We start from the raw sequence: 18,158 nt of genomic DNA, 5'->3' as shown, positions 1-18,158 counted from the left end.
TCCTTATTTCGCGATTGTCACTTTTGCGATATCTCAATGGCATGCATGAGCGCCTCGAATAACTCGTCGAGAACCCGTTTTTTGACTTGGTTGTCTCTGTAAACTAGGCCGAGCGTTCTTATTGGCGCATCCGGGCCGAGGCCAATGCGCATTACTGGGACGGCATCAAACGGCTTGACCGCAAGATCAGGGACGATGGATACACCAAGGCGGGCGTGTACCATCGATACAATCGCTTCTGGGCTATCCAATTCCATTGTCTCAGCCACCTGAATACGTTTCGAGAGAAGCCAATTGTCTATTAGAGTCCCTGCAACAGCGTTCCTATCGAATCGAATAAATGGCTTGGATTTCAAAAGAACCACCGGGTCCACTTCTGTTTCGTCGATGGATGCGATCAGTTGCATTGGCTCTTGCGCCAGTTCTCGAAAGGTGAGACCGGCAGGCATCAAGTTTGGTTTGACAACAATTGCAGCGTCCAGGCCTCCACGTTCAATCTCTGTTAGCAAGGCGCCTGTCAGCCCAGGGCGAATGTGAAGCCCAATTTCGGGCCACTTGGATTTCAAGGCTGCCATCGCCTTTGGCGTTAGCCCTGTCAGTGTCGTACGCAGAGTTCCAAGAGTGATAATGCCTTTGAGGCCGCCGTCTTCTAAGGCGGACGGTACCAGATTGTCATAAGCATCGACTAGCGTTCGGGCCTTTGCAACGATCAGATGCGCCGCTGGGGTAAGCTTTGGCGTGCGCGTGCTCCGATCAAACAGTTCAATGTCCAGCTGGGCCTCAAGTGCCTGCATTTGCTGACTGATCGCGGCATGGGTCACGTGAATGACATTCGCGGCTTCACCAAATGTTTTGGTGTCTGCAATAGCAACTAGGGTTCGGAGTTGCCGGATCGTCATGTCCAATCCTTTCACCCATTGGGTCGATTTTTCAGCCAATGTCGGGCCGCTTGGGGCCTTGGGGCCGCACGAGCTAATGACTGTCTCTATAACGACCAAATGGTATTTTGAAAGCTTTACTAAATTTAATATAAATATTTTTTCGCTTATTTACAGATTGTCTTACTGTTAATCAGAGTCACTATCGTGGCTTTTCGGCTGTGTCCGGTGCGCTTCTCATCGCTTGTTTAGAGGGAAATTCCGTGAGTGACTATGGTGACATGTTGCAACAGGCCAACTTGATCGGCGGCGCTTGGAGCGGATCGGAAAGCGGTGAGACCATTTCGGTGACGAACCCGGCAACTGGTACAGTCATCGAACATGTGCCTAGTTGCGGTATAAGCGAGACCAATCGCGCGATTGCGGCAGCGACGGAAGCGTTCGACGGCTGGTCAACCAGCAATCTGTCTTTCCGTGTTGGTCTGCTGCATAAGTTGCACGACGCATTGATGGACAACCAGGAAATCCTGGCGCAGCTGCTGACAGCAGAGCAAGGCAAGCCGCTTGCCGAGGCGCGTGGCGAAATTGCCATCGGCGCGGCCTATGTGCGCTGGTTTGCTGAAGAGGTGCGGCGCGCCAAAGGCGAGATTGTGCCGTCTCCGACCGCCGATCGCAAACTCATGGTGACACGCCATCCTGTGGGAGTTGTGGGGGCAATCACACCGTGGAATTTTCCGTCCTCCATGTTGGCGCGAAAGCCCTCACCCGCGCTTGCCGCAGGATGCACGATAGTTGCAAAACCAGCGACGGCTACGCCCTATTCTGGTCTTGCCTGGGTCAAGCTGTGCCAGGATGTCGGTTTTCCTGACGGTGTCGTCAGCATCCTGACCGGCTCCGCCCGAGAAATCGCCGGAGCCATGATGGCCAGCCCTGATGTGCGCAAGGTCACCTTTACCGGGTCAACAGACGTTGGCAAAGTGTTGATCCGCCAATCTGCAGACACGTTCAAGAAAGTGTCGATGGAGCTAGGGGGCAATGCACCGTTCATCGTGTTTAACGATGCAGATATTGATGCGGCTATCGAAGGGGCAATGATCGCGAAGTATCGCAACATGGGCCAGACCTGCGTGTGCACGAACCGCTTCTACGTACAGGCTTGTATTCACGACGCCTTTGTCGCGCGGCTAAAGCAGGCGTCCGAGGAATTGGTTGTCGGGGATGGCGCGCATGATGGTGTCGCACAAGGGCCGATGATCGACATGGCAGGCGTCGAGAAAGTGGAAGATATGATCGCGGATGCGACTTCCAAGGGTGGCAAAATCGTCTCTGGTGGCAAAAGGCACGAGATAGGCGGCACCTTTTTTGAACCAACAGTGATCACCGCTGCAAACGCCGACATGAAATGCGCAACCGAAGAGATCTTTGGCCCGCTTTCCGTTGTCTTCAAGTTCGAGACCGAACAAGAAGCTTTTGAAGCCGCTAACGCCACCGAGTTCGGCCTTGCAGCTTACGCCTACACCAAATCGCTCGGGCGCACTTTTCGGCTAAATGATGGGCTTCAGTATGGGTTGATCGGGATCAACTCCGGCCTGATCACGACCGTCGAAGCTCCGTTCGGAGGACTCAAGGAAAGCGGTATGGGCAAGGAAGGCGGTAGTCAGGGTTCGGAGGATTACCTGTCTGTCAAATACATGTGCGTTGCCGGTTTGGACGCCTGACAAGAAATCACCGCGTCCCGAGGGGACGGAGCTGCACAGAGCTTGGCTCAACAAATAAGGGAATGAACGATGCGCGCCGCTGTTGTCAGAGACTTCAATGAAGATCTTTCCATTGAAACGGTAGAGGACCCAAGCTGCCCCGAGAACGGCGTTGTTCTCGAAGTGGCTGCCTGCGGGGTGTGTCGTTCTGATTTTCATGGATGGGTGGGCAGTCATCCCAAAGTCACCAGTGGTTCAATCCTAGGGCATGAATACTGCGGAACAGTGGTCGAGGCAGGCGCGCAGGCCAAACACAAGATCGGCGACAAACTGATCGCCCCGTTCATTTTGGGCTGTGGTGATTGCCTGGCGTGTCAGACGGGTCACTCGAACACCTGTGAAAGTGCTATTGTCCCCGGTTTTGGCGCGCCGGGCGCCTACGCAGAATTTGTTGCCGTTCCGTTTGACCACAACCTAGTTCACTTGCCTGAAACAATGCCAGACGCGCTGGCCGCTGGTCTTGGCTGTCGGGTCACAACCGCGTGGCACGCATTGACTGATCGCGCTAATGTGCGGGCAGGTGAATGGGTCGCCGTACATGGCACGGGCGGCATTGGCCTGTCGGCTTTGCTTCTGGCCAAAATGCTGGGGGCGCGGGTTGTTGTCGTCGATGTCGTTCAGGAAAAGCTGGATCATGCGCTGACGCTGGGCGCAGATGCAACCGTGAACGCAGCGACCGAGGATGTTCCCGACGCCATCCGCGAGATCACCAAGGGCGGTGCGCAGGTCTCACTTGAGGCGCTTGGCATCGCGCAGACGACGAACGCATCTGTTGAATGTCTCGCCACCCTTGGTCGGCACGTGCATGTGGGCATGCCCGCCGGTGATGGCATAATGGAGGTTAACATGCGTGCCATCTATTCCAAACAATTGGCCTTTTTCGGGACCCGCGGCATGCCTGCATGGAAATACCCGTCTTTGTTGGAGATGATCGAACGGGGCGACGTGGATCTTACCCCCATGTTGGATCGCGAAGTCACCCTATCTGGGGCAAGTGCTGAATTGCGCTCGATGAAGGGCCCGACGCGTCCCGGAACAGCAGTGATTACGGATTTCTCCAAATGACGGCAGAGGTTCTGAAAGTCACCATTCAGCGCGATGCAGACCGCGTCGAAACTTTCGATGTGCCCGCCTATGAGAACCAGACTGTATTGGATGTAGTGTCCTGGGTGCAGCAAAACGCGGACCCGACCTTGAGTTATCGGTTTGCCTGTCGTGTCGGCATGTGCGGCAGCTGTGCGATGATGGTCAACGGTGTCCCGCGCTGGACTTGTCGCACACACATCTCCAAGGTTGTTGATGGCAATGCGGTGATGATCGGACCGTTGCGCAACTTGCCCGTCATCAAGGATCTGGCCGTTGATATGGATCCGTTTTTTGACAAATGGGTTGCCGCCGAAGGTGTGCATCACGGCGCTCTCACACGAGATGACGAGATTGCCCCGGTGCATGAGACAAGCGCCACGAGGGTCGAAGCGAATGCCGGAATTGAATGCATCAATTGTTCTGTGTGTTACGCCGCTTGTGACACAGTGGCGAGCAACCCCGACTACCTCGGTCCGGCTGCTTTACAGCGGGCCTGGACCCTCCTGAACGATGCGAAGGACGAAGGGCGCGTCGCGATTTTGGATGCTGTTTCCGGCAGTGGTGGATGTCACAACTGTCACTCGATGGGGTCATGCACGATGTATTGTCCGAATGAGCTGAACCCGATGTCAGCTATCGCGGGGCTGAAACGAGAAACCGCAAAAAACTTCTTCAAGAGGGGGCGCTGATGCTGAGTTTGCGGCTTTACATGTTTCAACGGCTAAGCGCGCTGCTGATGGCCCCCTTTGTGGTCGGGCATCTGGCGGTGATGATCTATGCCATTCAGGGTGGGTTGAGTGCTGCTGAGATCTTGGAGCGTACCCAAGGGTCTGTGCTCTGGTTTCTGTTCTATGGCATCTTCGTAGTCGCGGTTTCCATCCATGGCGCCATTGGCTTGCGTGCTATCGCGTTGGAATGGGGCGGATTGAAAGGCGCTGCGTTGGAAGGGTTCATGTGGCTTGTTGGACTGGGTTTGTTAGCGCTTGGCGCGCGCGCCGTTTGGGCGGTGACCTTTTCGCAAGGAGTGGGCGTATGAAGGCGGCAAAAGGCATCACATCCCGCGCGCATCCCCTGTGGCTTGCCTATATCCTGCACCGCCTGTCCGGGCTCGCGCTGGCCTTGTTCCTGCCCCTACACTTCTGGGTGCTGGCCATGGCGATGACAGACCCCGTTAGGCTGGACGGCTTCCTTCATCTCACCGAAGCGGCCGCGGTGAAGATCGCAGAGTTTGGTCTCGTTTTCCTTCTGGCTATTCACATGTTTGGCGGTTTGCGTCTGATAGCGATGGAATGGCTGCCGTGGAGCGCACCCCAAAAGACACTAGCGGCAGGTGCAACGGCGGGATCTTTTTGCATTGCGATTCTCTTTTTCATGAAAGCGATTTGACATGAAAGTTTCTGACATTGAACGCCACGACACCGACATTCTTATCCTCGGCACCGGAGGCGCTGGCTTGTTCGCTGCACTTCACGCCCAGCAGACAGCACCAGAGGGGGCGAAAATCACCATCGCGGTGAAAGGCTTGATCGGAAAATGCGGCTGCACTCGAATGGTTCAGGGCGGGTACAACGTGGCCCTTGGGGGCGGCGATACGGTTGAACGGCACTTCATGGACACGATCAATGGCGGCAAATGGCTGCCCAATCAGGACATGGCGTGGCGCTTGTGTGAGCAGGCCGTGATCCGCATTCGCGAGCTGGAAAACGAGGTCGGGTGTTTCTTTGACCGCAACGCGGACGGGTCGCTACACCAAAAGGCATTTGCCGGGCAAACGGCGGACCGGACGGTTCACAAGGGTGATCTGACGGGGATCGAGATCATCAATCGGTTGATGGAAAAGGTCCTCGCCTCCGGTGTTGAGAAACTGCAAGAACACCGCGCGGTGGGTCTAATCCCGACCAAAGACAGCCGTGCGCTGGCGGGCGTTCTGATGATCGACATGCGGACTGGCAAGTTCCGTCTGGTGCGTGCCAAAACGGTGATGATGGGCACGGGCGGCGGGCCGACCATGTACAAATACCACACTCCATCCGGTGACAAGACCATGGATGGTCTGGCCATGGCTTTGCGTGCGGGGCTAACTTTGCGGGACATGGAAATGGTGCAGTTTCACCCAACAGGGCTGCTTGCCGGGGATCATACCCGCATGACCGGCACCGTTCTGGAAGAAGGCCTGCGCGGCGCTGGTGGACAGCTCATCAGCCACACTGGTCAGCGGTTCATGTTCGATTATGACGACAGAGGCGAACGTGCCACCCGTGATGTGGTCAGTAGGGGTATCTATGCCGAGATGCGCAAGAACAACAATCCCGAACAAGAGGGCGTCTTCATCTCAATGGCACATCTTGGGCCGGATAACGTGCGTAAGAAGTTTAAAGGCATGGTCAACCGCTGCGCTGACAGCGGCTTCGATCTGGCCGCCGGTAAGGTCGAAGTTGTGCCAACGGCGCATTACTTCATGGGCGGCGTCGTCGTCGATGTCGACACGCGCACGGAGTTGGAGGGTCTTTATGTCGCCGGCGAGGACGCCGGCGGCGCCCATGGGTCCAACCGCTTAGGCGGGAATGGTGTGGCCAATTCCACCGTCTATGGCGGTATCGCAGGCGACACGATGGGGCGCGATGTGGCAGGCATGAGCCTGCGTGACCCAGACGAAGATGTGCTGGCGGCAGAGTTCGAGCGCGCCATCTATCCGCTGAGCCGCAAGCCGGATCTTGTCCTACCGCTGCGAAAGCAGTTGCAGAATATCATGTGGGACGACGTGGGTGTCATGCGCACCGAGGCTGGCATGAAGCGCGGGTTGAAAGGGATAGCAAGCGTCTCTGAGGCCTTGATGGATGTAGGTGTTGAGGACAGTAATCTAGCGTTTAACCTGACTTGGCATGACTGGCTAAATCTACGTTCACTGTGCGATGTATCCGAGGTCATTGCCAAAGCCGGGATTGCTCGTGAAAACTCCCGCGGGGCGCATTTCCGTGAAGACTATCCAGAGCCTGGTGCGATGGAAGACAGCGCATTTACTGTCGCAACACTGCAAAACGGCAGGGTGGCCGTGAACAATGAACCCGTTCAATTCACCATCGTGCGTCCGGGCGAGACTGTCTTGCCCGAAGGTGCGCCTGAAACATTGGTTGCAGCACAATGATACCCATAAACCTGATCCAATCCACCGCCGAAACCCTGATGGACAAGGCCGCTATTGAAATCCCGCAAGACTACCTCGATGGCTTGCAAGAGGCCGCTAGGACAGAAGACGGCGATCTGTCGTCGTTTGTTCTCAAGGCGATGCTGGAAAATTACGAGGCCGCCAAGGAAGACCGACGCGCGATGTGCGGTGATACTGGCGTGCCGCGCTGGTTCGTCAAGATGGGCAACGAAGCGCAGGTTGAAGGCGGTATGGTCGCACTTGAAGCCGCTCTGCGCCGCGCAACGGCGAATGCCACCAACGGTGTTCCGCTACGACCGAACCGAGTGCATCCATTGTGGCGGACGGATCACAACAACAACGTGGGCATCGGCGCGCCGGAGATCGAATATGGCTATGAGCCCGAGGGCGCATGGGTAGATCTGATCACCGTCCACAAGGGCGGGCTTTTTGGTTCGGATTACCGGATGCTGTTCCCGTCTGATGGTATTCAGGGGATCAAGCGTTTCTACCTCGACAGCCTTATGGCTTTCGGCAAACGCGGCCTTGCCTGCCAGCCTGCCATCATCGGCATCGGGTTGGGGGGATCCAAGGATATCTGCATGACACTGGGCAAACGCGCCTCGACGTTGCGGATCGTCGGATCGCGTAACAGCGATCCAGAAATCGCCAAGATGGAGGATGAATTCAAAGAACTTGGCAACTCTATCGGCATGGGTGCCATGGGGTTTGTCGGCAAGAACATGGTAATCGATTGTAATATCGAAGTTGGGTATTGCCACACGGGCGGAATGCCCATGTCGGTGCATGCGTTCTGTCTAAGCTCGCGCCGCGCCGTCGCCCGCATCCACGCGGACGGGCAAGTCGAACATCGCACGGACCCAGACTGGTTCACCGACTATCAGCGTCGTGAAACCATTGACTGGGAACCTATGCGGGAGGCAGCAGAATGAGCGCACCGCGTGAAATCATCCTGTCCACCACCCCCGCCGACGAAGAGATCGCAGATCTGCGCCTGGGCGATGTCGTCTACCTTGATGGCCTGATGTACACAGCTCGAGAAGGCGTCTATATGCGCGCTCTAGAGGAAAAGGCGAATATCCCGATGGAGTTGCCCTCCCAATCCGCCGCCAACTTCCACTGCTCACCCGCCGCTCGAATCAACCCGGATGGGTCTTTTGACATGGGCGCTGTGACGGCGACGGCATCTTTCCGCTTTGCCAAATGGTTGCCTGAATGGATGGCCAAGACCGGGGCAAAGTTAATCGTCGGCAAGGGCGGCATGACATCGAAGGACTACAAGGAATACTTCGTGCCTAATGGCGCAGTCTACCTGTCGACCGTCGGATACGGCACGGGTGCGCTTCTTGGGCGCGGCGTTGAGAATGTCGAGGCTGTGCACTGGAACGAGGAACTCGGCCTCGCGCAGGCGATGTGGGTTCTCAAATGCAACCGCATGGGCCCCTTCATCGTCGCCTCCGACATGTACGGTGACTGTCTTTTTGAACGGGAAAACGCCAAAATCGCTAAGAACGTAGCACGGGTCTACGAGGGCACCAGGCCTGCAACCCTTAAACGCTATGGCGAAAGTGACGACCGCACGGATGAGGTCATTTGAAGGTATGCCTATCGATGCGCATAAAGATGAAGTCGCACGGGAATCGGAGTGCCTCATACCATTGTTTATCCTGGAGACATTGGTGAAGTCAGATCGACCGATGTCCGTGGCTGACACGGGTTAATCCTTGGAAATAGAGACAGCGGTGCTGCAACCGCATTTCGAGGCATTGGAAGAGCAAGAGTTCATCCAGAGTTCTGGATTGCCGAGCTTCTCTATTTTTGGTCGTAGATTGGTGATGCTTTGTGCGGCGTTAGGAACCGGTGATCTCACTTAGGGCGCTGGCCTTCAGGCAACTGGCAAGTGAAGTACAGTCAGAGTATTCCGCGATGTCCAGAGTACCCGCAATTTCTCACATTCGCGCGAACACTTTTCCTTAAGGCACCTCGAATTAAGTAATCAGCGCGCGCAGCATCAGTATAATGCCCGACAGAAACATCATTGCGATGATCAAGCGACGAAATTGATCATCGTCCAGCCGCTTGAACAGCGAGATCCCGATCTGGGCAAAGACAATAGTAACAGGAAGCGCTAAGCCGATGAGTATCAGCGTATCCCACGAATAGGCTCCGTTGACCGCAAACATGATACACGCGAGCGCCAAGACAGCCACGTTAAAAGGCTGAAGCACAGCACGGGTTTCAGCCTTAGGCCAAGGACACATGGCGCACCACATCGTCGGCAATGCGCCCGACAACGATGCGGCACCTCCAAGTAAGCCACCAAAGAATCCGACGATGCATTCGATTATTGGTGCGGGGCGTTCGAGTTTTGGCAACGTGGTGCGGAAAGTGAAAAATCCGCCATAGAGCAGCATGAAACCTGCGATGATCATCTTAAGTGTCTCCACCGGAATGTACGAAAGAGCGGCTACGCCCATCGGTATCCCTGGAAGAGCGGGCAGCAGGAAGCGCGCGAGGCGCCTTGGCTGATTTGCAATGGACCTTCGTACCAACCAAACGCCTTGCAAACCGCTGGCGACGGACATCACAACAACCACTGAAACCGCCTGAACCGGCGGCATGACATTTAGCCAGAAGCCAAGTGCAAAAAGAGCTGTGCCGAATCCCGCCAATCCGTTGATGAGCCCACCAGCTGCCGCCCCCATAAGCAGGTAAACATAGAGCTCGGTTGGCAATTGCAATGTCCTTAAATTCAACGCCCAGCGAGATAATACGTAGTCTTACTTGACTACGAAGAAGCCCAACAATTTTGCGCGCTTTCGCAACCAATTCCAAGCCCAATCGACGGCGATTGCGGTTTTCGTTGCAACCGACAAAAATTCTTGACACCCCGTATTTCTCTCAGAATCTTCATCCTCCCACCGAAGCTGGCCGGTAGCCCCAAACTTTGGGTGATTTTCAAACGCTTCCCCTTGTAGTTCATTTTGTTCGGGCTGATTCCGTACAGCGCACTCAGCCAATTTGCCTCGGTGCCAAATCGCGATCTTAGTGTTGCTGTAGCGGTCAATAACGAACATGATTTTGATCTGAACGCTTCCCATGGCCACGCAATTCCCATTGGCGAAAAAAAGTCCGTATTGTCGTCGTCTTTCGATTCTAAACACGGTTCGGAGAAAGCTCAGTCTCAGTTCCAACTAGAACAACACTCGTGAATGACCGGATTGACGACAAGCGCTGCGTTGCATCAGCACGTGTGCCGCAGCCGCGAACAAATGCTGCGTCAGCAAGGCACGAAAAACGAATGTAGAGAAAGTCCGCGTAGGGGTAACTCGAACAGAGCCCAGAAAACGGCTGCTCTGAGCCCAAAGCAGTCCAAGTGAAGCGACAAAGCACTTGGCGCGAAGGTTGTATGACCACTTTTTCTATCGCCCTAGACTTAACCGCACAAATCCGAAGCCTCTATCGAATTCTGGGGCATCCGTTTAAACTGCGCACTACGTGGAAGAGAAATCAGGTAATTCGGTTTGCTTCAGTGCAGGATGGCTTAGATACGTTTTGAACCAAAAACTCAGCCCCACTATTTTCTTGCTTCGCCATGGTGAAACCGAATGGAATTTGCAGAAACGACGTCAAGGTCGGCAGAACTCGCTCTTGACTAAGCGAGGGGTCGCTCAGGCATTGGCGAGTGCAAAAAGACTGGGGCACCGCCTATCCAGCCGTCACCCTCTGACGGTAATTTCAAGCCCACTTGGTCGAGCGGCACAAACGGCTTCCATCGTCCTTGAAGAGCTTGGCCTGCCACCAGAAACCATCGAATATGAGAATCGTTTGGTGGAATGCAGTTTTGGACAATGGGAGGGCTTGACGGAAAACGAGATCATAAGGCGGTTTCCCCTGGAATGGGACGCGCGCAGTTCTGACCGTTGGAACTATCCTGTGCCGGGCGGAGAATCCTATGCTGACGTACATAACCGGGTTTTTGCTTGGTATTCCGGCAAGTCGTTTGAGGGGGCTGTCATAGTTGTTGGCCACGGCTTAACCCTGCGCGTGTTTCGAGGGATCTACTTGAACTTGTCCCCAGAAGAAGTTTTTGAATTGAATGAACCTCAAGATGGTTTCATCGAGTTGCGATGCGGACAATCAACCTTCGTGCAGCACTGAGGTGTCGAAGTTTGGCACTTAATCCCATGATATAGGATTTCCGCTGGCTATAAGCCTAGAAAACAACTTCTGAATGAAAGGGTTAAGCCGTTTTTTCAGAGCAAAGTAGCTATCGACCTAAGTCTGGAAAAACTGCAACGCATCGGTTCAAGGTAGCAATTCGCGAATTGATTTGTTCTTTTTAGGGTCGTCTTTTAGGTCTAAGAGCAAGTCTTCCAGCTCTGGCTGTTTGAGTGCTTTCGCAGCTCCTTTCGGTGAAAACCAGTGCCTTTTTCTTTCGTGCCTTTCCTTCCAACGGCGCTTCACCTTATCGACGTAGAGCGGGTAGACGGTGGCCTTCACTAGGACACTGGTACCGTCGTTAAAAATCTTAGCGTACTCAAACTCACCGATCGGCTTGCGGGAAATTGTACCTTCCACCCCAGCCTCCTCCAACGCTTCAATTTCTGCCGCGCGCCAGTCTTGCTCGCCGACCATCGGCCAGCCCTTGGGCATGATCCAGCGCCCTGTGTCACGCGACGTGATAAGGAGTACCTTGAGGCGGTCGACGAACAACTGCAGAGGCAATGCTGCAACTTGTTTAGTACGCTGAGCCACTATGCTTCTCGCCCTCCACAGCAGGTTGAAGTGATGATGTGACCGATCCTTTCCGATTGTGACTGGTAGAAACACAAAAAAACGTCACCAATTAGCGACGCAGAATTCACTGGTTGTCGATATGCCACCCCATGCCCAAATCCGACAGATGCCTTTGAACCCGCCCAGGGTAGTCAGATACAATTGCATCCACGCGCAGGTCGATCATCCTGCTTATTTCTTCGTGCTCATTGACAGTCCAAACGGCGACACATAAGCCCAGCTCTTTTGCAAGGGCCACATTTTCTGCTGTCACATCCGCATAATATGGGCACCAAAGCGAACCACCGGCTTGCTTGACCAAAAATGGGATTTCGTCGCAGCGACCGCGAAAGTCTGGGCAAACCGCTTTCGAGGAATCTTCGCCCACTTCGTCCTCGTTTTCCGGAAGCTGCGTAAGGTAAGAAGACGGCATGTCCGGAGCCTGCCGCTGGCATTCTTCCAAAAGGTTCCAGTCAAAACTGTGTAAAACCGCGCGCGTAGATAGACCTTTGGCGCGAACCTCCTGAAGAACTCGCCCAACAAAGTTCTCTCGAAAAATCGCATCGTGAGCCAGGTCAGGATCCGATTTCAGTTCGAGCATCAGATAGGCATCGCCGTATTTTGCTTCGGCTACCAAATCGAGCAAGTCTATCAGCCTTGGAACACGAACGCCGTCCAGTTGCGCCTGATCCGGGAAACGTTGGCCATAGTCAGAATGCCCGTCTAACCGTCCAATATCGAATTGTTGGATTTGCTCGAAAGTCAGAGATGAGACTTTCGGCTCTTCACCGGTCAGAAACAGGCCATTGGTGTCGCGAAAGCCAGATGCGTGCAGACGATGATTGTGGGTTATGACCGGAACGTCATCAGCTGTTAGAACGACATCAAATTCAAGAAGCGGTACGCCGATGGACAGCGAGAAATCAAAACCAATCATGCTGTTTTCAGGCAAAACGCCTCTTGCTCCTCGATGTCCCACAACACGGATCAGGTTGTTTCCACCACGAAATGCTTCGACCTGCGGAAACCCCATTAGCTTTCCAGCCTTTCCCCGGTTGATTGGTCAAACAGATGCATGTGCTCAGAGGCGACCGAAAACCGCATATTCGGATGTCGGTCCTCGATCGGATGAACTCCCGGAAGGCTTATGGTGATCGCTCCGCCGCCTCTCGCGAGTTGACCGTGTAACAGAGTGTTGGCCCCTAACGGTTCCGCCATCTGGATCGCCGCTTCTAGCGGACCACTATCATCCAACAACAGGTGCTCTGGGCGGATCCCCAGCTTCAACGCGTTATCGGGACCCGCAGATGGGCCAACTTCTATTTCACCGATCTTGACTGTCCCGTTCTCACGCCGGGCATCAAACACATTCATCGCCGGGCTGCCAATGAACTGTGCCGCGAACAATGTTCTCGGTGTTTCGTACACCTCCAGCGGAGTTCCAATCTGTTCGGCGATACCGCCGTTCATGACGATCATCCTGTCTGCCATCGTCATCGCCTCGACCTGATCGTGGGTTACGTAAAGCGAGGTGATGCCCAGCTTCTCCTGAAGCTCACGAATTTCCAGACGCATCTGAACACGCAGTTTAGCGTCTAGGTTCGACAGCGGTTCATCAAACAGGAATACTGCTGGTTCGCGGACAATAGCCCGACCCATTGCCACCCTCTGACGCTGGCCGCCGGAAAGTTGTCTTGGTTTGCGATCCAGTAAGGGTTCCAGTTGCAACAGCTTGGCAGCCTCAGTCACCTTCTCGTCGATCTGGCTCTTGGGCAGACCGGCGATCTTTAGGCCGTACCCCATATTCTGGCGCACAGACATGTGTGGATAGAGTGCATAGTTCTGGAACACCATCGCGATGTCGCGATCCATCGGCTCTTTGTCGTTGGCTCGTTCTTCTCCAATTCGGATTTCGCCATCGGTCACGGTTTCTAGACCCGCAACCATCCGCAACAGCGTGGACTTGCCGCAGCCCGAGGGTCCGACGATCACGATGAACTCACCATCAGCAATATCGATATCGATGCCGTGGATGACGTCCGTTGGGCCAAAGCTCTTTTTGACGTTCTCTAGGGTTACTGTTGCCATTTCTTACTTCTCGCTATCGACAAGGCCGCGGACAAAGAGCTTTTGCATCGATACCACCACTATGACCGGTGGGATCATTGCTAGAATTGATGTAGCCATGATGACCGGCCACTCGGCCACATCATCGCCGGACGGGAACATCTGTTTGATGCCCATCACAATGGTGTTCATTTCAGGGTCGGTGGTGATGAGCAGCGGCCAAAGGTATTGGTTCCAGCCATAGATGAACAGGATCACGAACAGCGCCGCGATATTGGTCCTGCTCATGGGCACAACGATATCAATGAAAAACCGCATCGGGCGGGCACCGTCGACTCGAGCTGCTTCGGCCAGTTCATCTGGAATTGTCAGAAAGAATTGCCGGAACAGGAACGTTGCCGTGGCCGAGGCGATAAGTGGGAAGATCAACCCATAGTAGCTGTTGAGCATGCCGAACCCGGCGACAACTTCAAAAGTTGGAACAATGCGAACCTCGACCGGTAGCATCAGCGTCAGGAAAATTAGCCAAAAGAACGTCGTTCGACCGGGAAATCGAAAATAGACAATCGCAAAGGCTGACAGCAATGAAATGATGATCTTACCCACCGCAATACCAATGGCCATCACGAGGCTGTTGAACAACATCGTGGCGACAGGCACATTCACGCCAGAAAACAATGCAGCCTTGTAGTTTTCCCAGAACTGATCACCCGGAACCAACGGCATCGGCGGTGACACGATTTCCGGCTGGGTAACGGTCGAGGCCACAAATGCCAGCCAGATCGGAAAGAAGATGATCAGAACGCCAAGTATCATTAGCGCATGGGTCAACCAGATCCCCATCCCGCGTTTTTCGACCATACCGTGTTGTTGGGCGGCCATCAGTAGTGCACCCTTTTTTCCACATATTTGAACTGGATGACGGTCAATAGGCCGACCACGATTAGTAGAATGACTGACTGCGCCGAGGATGAACCTAGATCCTGCCCGACGAAGCCGTCTGAGAAGACCTTGTAGACCAGAATGGTCGTCGCCTGTTGTGGGCCTCCGCCTGTGATGGTGTGGATAACGCCAAAGGTTTCAAAGAAAGCGTAAACGACATTCACCACCAGCAGGAAAAACGCCGTCGGAGATAGCAGCGGCAGTACAATTGTGAAGAACCGGCGCCAGAAGCGCGCTCCGTCGATCGCGGCAGCCTCGATCACCGACCGCGGAACCGATTGCAGAGCTGCGAAAAAAAACAGGAAGTTATAACTGATGCGCCCCCAAGCCGATGCTACAACCACCAACCCCATGGCCTCGGTGCCGTTCAGAACGTGGTTCCAGTCATAGCCAAGCTGGCCGAGGTACCAAGACACGACACCAACGCGCGTGTTGAACATGAACAGCCACAGTACACCAGCCACGGCGGGGGCGACGGCGTAGGGCCAAATCAGCAATGTCCGGTAGACGCCCGATCCCTTGATTAGACGATCTGCGATGACCGCCAGAAACAAGGCCGGGATCATTGAACACAGCGTTACGAGCGTTGAAAACACCGCTGTTGTCACAAAAGAGGCGCGGTAGAACTTGTCGCTCAGAAGGAACTCAAAGTTGCCGAGCCCGACGAATTGGGACGACAACCCAAAGGGATCAGGTATGAACAGAGACTGCCAAACGGCCTGGCCTGCGGGGTAAAAGAAGAAAACGGCGGAAATGATGACCTGAGGGGCGATCAGCGCCAATGGCAAAAGCCAGCCGCGGAAGGTGACGCGTTTTTCCATCTTGATAATCCACCGAAGAAAGAAAATGCGGGCCCTTAATAGGCCCGCATCAGTTTACGACTTATTGATTGGCGGATTCGAACCGGCGCAGCAGTGCGTCACCGCGCTCTTTTGCGCTATCCATCGCTTCCTGAGCGGTCTTTTCACCGGACCAGACGGCCTCAAGCTCTTCGTCGATGATGCCGCGAATTTGGTCGAACGAGCCCAGACGCAGACCTTTCGAGTTTGCGGTTGGTTCCTTCGCAGTCATCTGGATTACCGCGATGTCGGTGCCCGGGTTTTCATCATAAAAACCTGCAGCACGAGTAGCTTCACCCGCTTCGGCCGTGATTGGAAGATAACCGGTATTTTGGTGCCAAGCAGCCTGAACGTCCGACGAGGAAAGGAAGCTTAGGAACTCTCCAACGCCCTTGTATTCCTCGGGATCATGGCCTTCCATAACCCAAAGGGATGCACCGCCGATAATGGTATTCTGCGGCTCACTGGTGACTGCTTCCCAATAGGGCAGCGGCCTTACGTCGAACTCAAACTCAGCTTCAGAGCTGATACCGGCGTAACCGGCCGAGCTTTCCGTGAACAACGCGCATTCACCGGCCCGGAAATTTGCACCACCTTCGTTTCTGCGCCCGGTGTAGATGAACTTGCCATCCTTGGCCCAGTCACCCATTGCTGTCAGGTGTGCAACCTGCGCTGGACCGTTCAGCATCAGTTCGGTATCCAGACCGGCAAAACCGTTGTCCTGCGATGCGAACGGAACGTCGTGATAGGCCGACAGGTTCTCGAGGTGAATCCAGCTTTGCCATGCGGTCACCAGCGGGCAGTCCTCGCCGCCAGCCTTAAGCTGCTCAAGTACGTCGCCAACCTTTTCCCAAGTCGATAGATCTGTGTCCGGATCAACACCCGCCGCTTCGAAGGCATCGCGATTGACCCACAGAACCGGTGTGGACGAGTTGAAAGGCAGAGAGAGCATTTCACCGTCCGTTGTAGTGTAGTAACCTTTGACAGCGCCAATGTACGCGTCAGGATCAAACGACGCACCGCTTTCAGCCATCACTTCATAGACGGGTTTGATCGCACCTTCGGCCGACATCATCGTTGCCGTACCCACTTCGAAAACCATCAGAATGTGGGGTTGCTCGCCGGCGCGGAAAGCCGCAATACCTGCGTTCAGAGTTTCCGAGTAATTGCCTTTGTGGCTTTCGACCACGACGAACTCATCCTGGCTGGCGTTGAACTCATCAACTTGCGCTTTAACAAGCTCACCCAATCGACCGGTGAAAGCGTGCCAGAACTGAACTTCAGTTTGCGCCATCGCCGCCACGGGGGACAACGCAGTAGTTACGGCGAGAGCGCCGAGAAATTGCTTATTCATGATTCCTCCCATGCATCAGTGTTGATGCTTCGTTGAATACCGACCGCAACGCGTAATCAGCACACATGACGATTTCACGACGTTAACGTTACAAATCTATAATTCAAGCATTAAATTTTTGAAAAAAACATAACACTACGTTATGAAATTACTAAGCAAACAACGAACCAGGTTCAAAGCATGAGTCAAACTTTTAGAATCCGCCAATTGGAAGCGCTCATGGCAGTTTCCTCAAACGGGTCGGTCACTGCTGCAGCTAAGGATCTTGGGATAAGCCAGCCTGCGGTCAGCCGACTGCTTTCTGATCTGGAAAAATCGCTTGGCTTTCAACTTTTTGATCGCCGCGAAGGTCGCTTAGTTCCTTCGCAGGAGGTGCGTTATCTGCAACCCAGCGTAGAGCGCGTTTTGGAATTGATGAAGCAGATCTCGGACGTTAGTCAGGACATAACCCAACGCAAAGCGGGACACATCCGAATCGCATGTTTGCCCGGGTTCGCCACCAGTCACCTTCCCAACGTCATCGCCACCTTTTTACAAAATCGGCCAGGTGTGACCATGACGATCGAGCCTGACAGACCAGAACGCATTCTCGAGTGGATGATCGGTGAGCAATATGATTTCGGAATCACAGACAGCTTTAACGGGCATCCGGCCGTCGAAAGCAGAGACATCGATGTCCGTACAGTTTGCGTGTTTCCTACCGGACATGAATTGGAAGAACTCTCCGAGGTGTCACCTACGGATCTTGCGAATGCCAAGATTATTCACACAAGGCGCGACAGCGACTTTTTTGGAAAACTTTCAAAAGCGTTTCAAAGCGCCAACGTCAAACTCAACTCCCACATCGAAGTCAGGCAGTTTACGGCAGCTTGTGAATTGGCTGTAAAAGGTGTTGGGATTTCCGTGGTCAGCGAGTTGGATGCCGTCCAATATGCAGACAACGGATTGAGCTACCGACCGTTCAAACCGCTCTTGTCACATACGCTTTCCCTTGTGCGTCCGATTTTGAAGCAACCGTCACTGGTGACGCTAGAGTTCATCGAACAGTTTCAAGAGAGCCTAGCCCCGTTCAAGGCAAGCTAACTAAATCACTGATTTTATGGCGGAAAACGCCAATGTTCGCTGTCAGCAAGCCGTACTTTTTCTATCTTCATAACTTGAAGCCAATGCTTGAGCATTTGGAATAACCCAGGAGATCGACCTTGCCCTAATAGGCAAAAGCGGGGAAACACAGATTGTCCGCCATCAGCACCCATGGAACAGACTAGGTTGATTGCGTAGCGGAGGATT

The 18,158-nt window shown here is 54.2% G+C and carries 20 protein-coding genes; 10 read left to right on the top strand and 10 right to left on the bottom strand.

Features of this window, described 5'->3' with window-relative positions:
• Positions 1–17: 17 nt before the first annotated feature.
• Positions 18–899: a LysR family transcriptional regulator gene (locus GS632_RS18220; protein ID WP_171180705.1), complete on the bottom strand. Its 882-nt coding sequence runs from the start codon at positions 897–899 to the stop codon at positions 18–20.
• Between the two features lie 260 nt (positions 900–1,159).
• On the opposite strand from GS632_RS18220, the gene GS632_RS18215 reads away from it, so the two are divergent.
• The 8 genes from GS632_RS18215 (at position 1,160) to GS632_RS18180 (ending at position 8,484) form a co-directional block, all read left to right on the top strand.
• Complete coding sequence (locus tag GS632_RS18215; protein WP_171238770.1) at positions 1,160–2,596, top strand: NAD-dependent succinate-semialdehyde dehydrogenase; 1,437 nt, start codon at positions 1,160–1,162, stop codon at positions 2,594–2,596.
• A gap of 69 nt (positions 2,597–2,665) precedes the next feature.
• Positions 2,666–3,700, top strand: a complete 1,035-nt coding sequence (locus tag GS632_RS18210; protein WP_171621414.1) for a zinc-binding dehydrogenase — start codon at positions 2,666–2,668, stop codon at positions 3,698–3,700.
• Positions 3,697–4,410, top strand: coding sequence for a succinate dehydrogenase/fumarate reductase iron-sulfur subunit (locus tag GS632_RS18205; protein ID WP_171180539.1), 714 nt, complete (start codon positions 3,697–3,699; stop codon positions 4,408–4,410). Before GS632_RS18210 ends, GS632_RS18205 begins: the two co-directional genes overlap by 4 nt.
• Positions 4,410–4,757, top strand: a complete 348-nt coding sequence (locus tag GS632_RS18200) for a succinate dehydrogenase (RefSeq protein WP_171238747.1) — start codon at positions 4,410–4,412, stop codon at positions 4,755–4,757. Before GS632_RS18205 ends, GS632_RS18200 begins: the two co-directional genes overlap by 1 nt.
• Entirely contained in the window at positions 4,754–5,107 is a 354-nt protein-coding gene (locus GS632_RS18195) for a succinate dehydrogenase (RefSeq protein WP_171209831.1), read from the top strand. Before GS632_RS18200 ends, GS632_RS18195 begins: the two co-directional genes overlap by 4 nt.
• A gap of 1 nt (position 5,108) precedes the next feature.
• A complete protein-coding gene (locus tag GS632_RS18190) occupies positions 5,109–6,866 on the top strand; it encodes an L-aspartate oxidase (protein WP_171722236.1) in 1,758 nt (585 codons plus the stop codon).
• Positions 6,863–7,819 carry a fumarate hydratase gene (locus tag GS632_RS18185; RefSeq protein ID WP_171180531.1) on the top strand — a complete coding sequence of 319 codons (957 nt, stop codon included), beginning with the start codon at positions 6,863–6,865 and terminating at the stop codon, positions 7,817–7,819. Before GS632_RS18190 ends, GS632_RS18185 begins: the two co-directional genes overlap by 4 nt.
• Positions 7,816–8,484, top strand: a complete 669-nt coding sequence (locus GS632_RS18180) for a fumarate hydratase C-terminal domain-containing protein (RefSeq protein WP_171180529.1) — start codon at positions 7,816–7,818, stop codon at positions 8,482–8,484. The genes GS632_RS18185 and GS632_RS18180 overlap by 4 nt, the downstream gene beginning before the upstream one ends.
• Before the next feature lie 391 nt (positions 8,485–8,875).
• On the opposite strand, the gene GS632_RS18175 is transcribed toward GS632_RS18180, so the two are convergent.
• Both GS632_RS18175 and GS632_RS18170 read right to left on the bottom strand, forming a co-directional pair.
• A complete protein-coding gene (locus GS632_RS18175) occupies positions 8,876–9,622 on the bottom strand; it encodes a sulfite exporter TauE/SafE family protein (RefSeq protein WP_371809148.1) in 747 nt (248 codons plus the stop codon).
• Between the two features lie 45 nt (positions 9,623–9,667).
• Complete coding sequence (locus GS632_RS18170; RefSeq protein WP_171180527.1) at positions 9,668–9,964, bottom strand: hypothetical protein; 297 nt, start codon at positions 9,962–9,964, stop codon at positions 9,668–9,670.
• Positions 9,965–10,385: 421 nt separating this feature from the next.
• On the opposite strand from GS632_RS18170, the gene GS632_RS18165 reads away from it, so the two are divergent.
• Positions 10,386–11,048, top strand: coding sequence for a histidine phosphatase family protein (locus GS632_RS18165; RefSeq protein ID WP_171180525.1), 663 nt, complete (start codon positions 10,386–10,388; stop codon positions 11,046–11,048).
• A gap of 147 nt (positions 11,049–11,195) precedes the next feature.
• Here GS632_RS18165 and GS632_RS18160 read toward each other — a convergent pair whose 3' ends face one another.
• From GS632_RS18160 to ugpB, 6 genes are all read right to left on the bottom strand, one after another.
• A complete protein-coding gene (locus tag GS632_RS18160) occupies positions 11,196–11,645 on the bottom strand; it encodes an NUDIX hydrolase (protein WP_171238749.1) in 450 nt (149 codons plus the stop codon).
• 106 nt (positions 11,646–11,751) lie between these two features.
• On the bottom strand, positions 11,752–12,699 hold the full coding sequence (locus tag GS632_RS18155) for a glycerophosphodiester phosphodiesterase family protein (protein ID WP_171180523.1): 948 nt from the start codon (positions 12,697–12,699) through the stop codon (positions 11,752–11,754).
• Positions 12,699–13,754 (bottom strand): sn-glycerol-3-phosphate ABC transporter ATP-binding protein UgpC, encoded by a 1,056-nt coding sequence (gene ugpC, locus GS632_RS18150; protein ID WP_171238751.1) that lies wholly within the window; start codon positions 13,752–13,754, stop codon positions 12,699–12,701. Before ugpC ends, GS632_RS18155 begins: the two co-directional genes overlap by 1 nt.
• Positions 13,755–13,757: 3 nt before the next feature.
• A complete protein-coding gene (ugpE, locus tag GS632_RS18145) occupies positions 13,758–14,594 on the bottom strand; it encodes a sn-glycerol-3-phosphate ABC transporter permease UgpE (protein ID WP_170353922.1) in 837 nt (278 codons plus the stop codon).
• A 20-nt stretch (positions 14,595–14,614) separates the two neighbouring features.
• Positions 14,615–15,496, bottom strand: a complete 882-nt coding sequence (gene ugpA / locus GS632_RS18140; RefSeq protein WP_155150415.1) for a sn-glycerol-3-phosphate ABC transporter permease UgpA — start codon at positions 15,494–15,496, stop codon at positions 14,615–14,617.
• Between the two features lie 61 nt (positions 15,497–15,557).
• Positions 15,558–16,868, bottom strand: coding sequence for a sn-glycerol-3-phosphate ABC transporter substrate-binding protein UgpB (ugpB, locus tag GS632_RS18135; RefSeq protein ID WP_171180519.1), 1,311 nt, complete (start codon positions 16,866–16,868; stop codon positions 15,558–15,560).
• Positions 16,869–17,048: 180 nt separating this feature from the next.
• Between ugpB and GS632_RS18130 the strand changes: the two genes are divergently transcribed.
• Positions 17,049–17,951 (top strand): LysR substrate-binding domain-containing protein, encoded by a 903-nt coding sequence (locus tag GS632_RS18130; RefSeq protein WP_171180517.1) that lies wholly within the window; start codon positions 17,049–17,051, stop codon positions 17,949–17,951.
• Positions 17,952–17,965: 14 nt separating this feature from the next.
• Here the strand turns inward: GS632_RS18130 and GS632_RS22030 are convergent.
• A partial coding sequence (locus tag GS632_RS22030) for a hypothetical protein (protein WP_216601851.1) occupies positions 17,966–18,158 on the bottom strand: 193 nt, incomplete at its 5' end.

Source organism: Ruegeria sp. HKCCD7296 (genome assembly GCF_013110775.1).
Taxonomy (GTDB): Bacteria; Pseudomonadota; Alphaproteobacteria; order Rhodobacterales; family Rhodobacteraceae; genus Ruegeria.
Note: the sequence above shows the minus strand (reverse complement) of the source record. Positions and strands in the feature narration are given on the sequence as shown.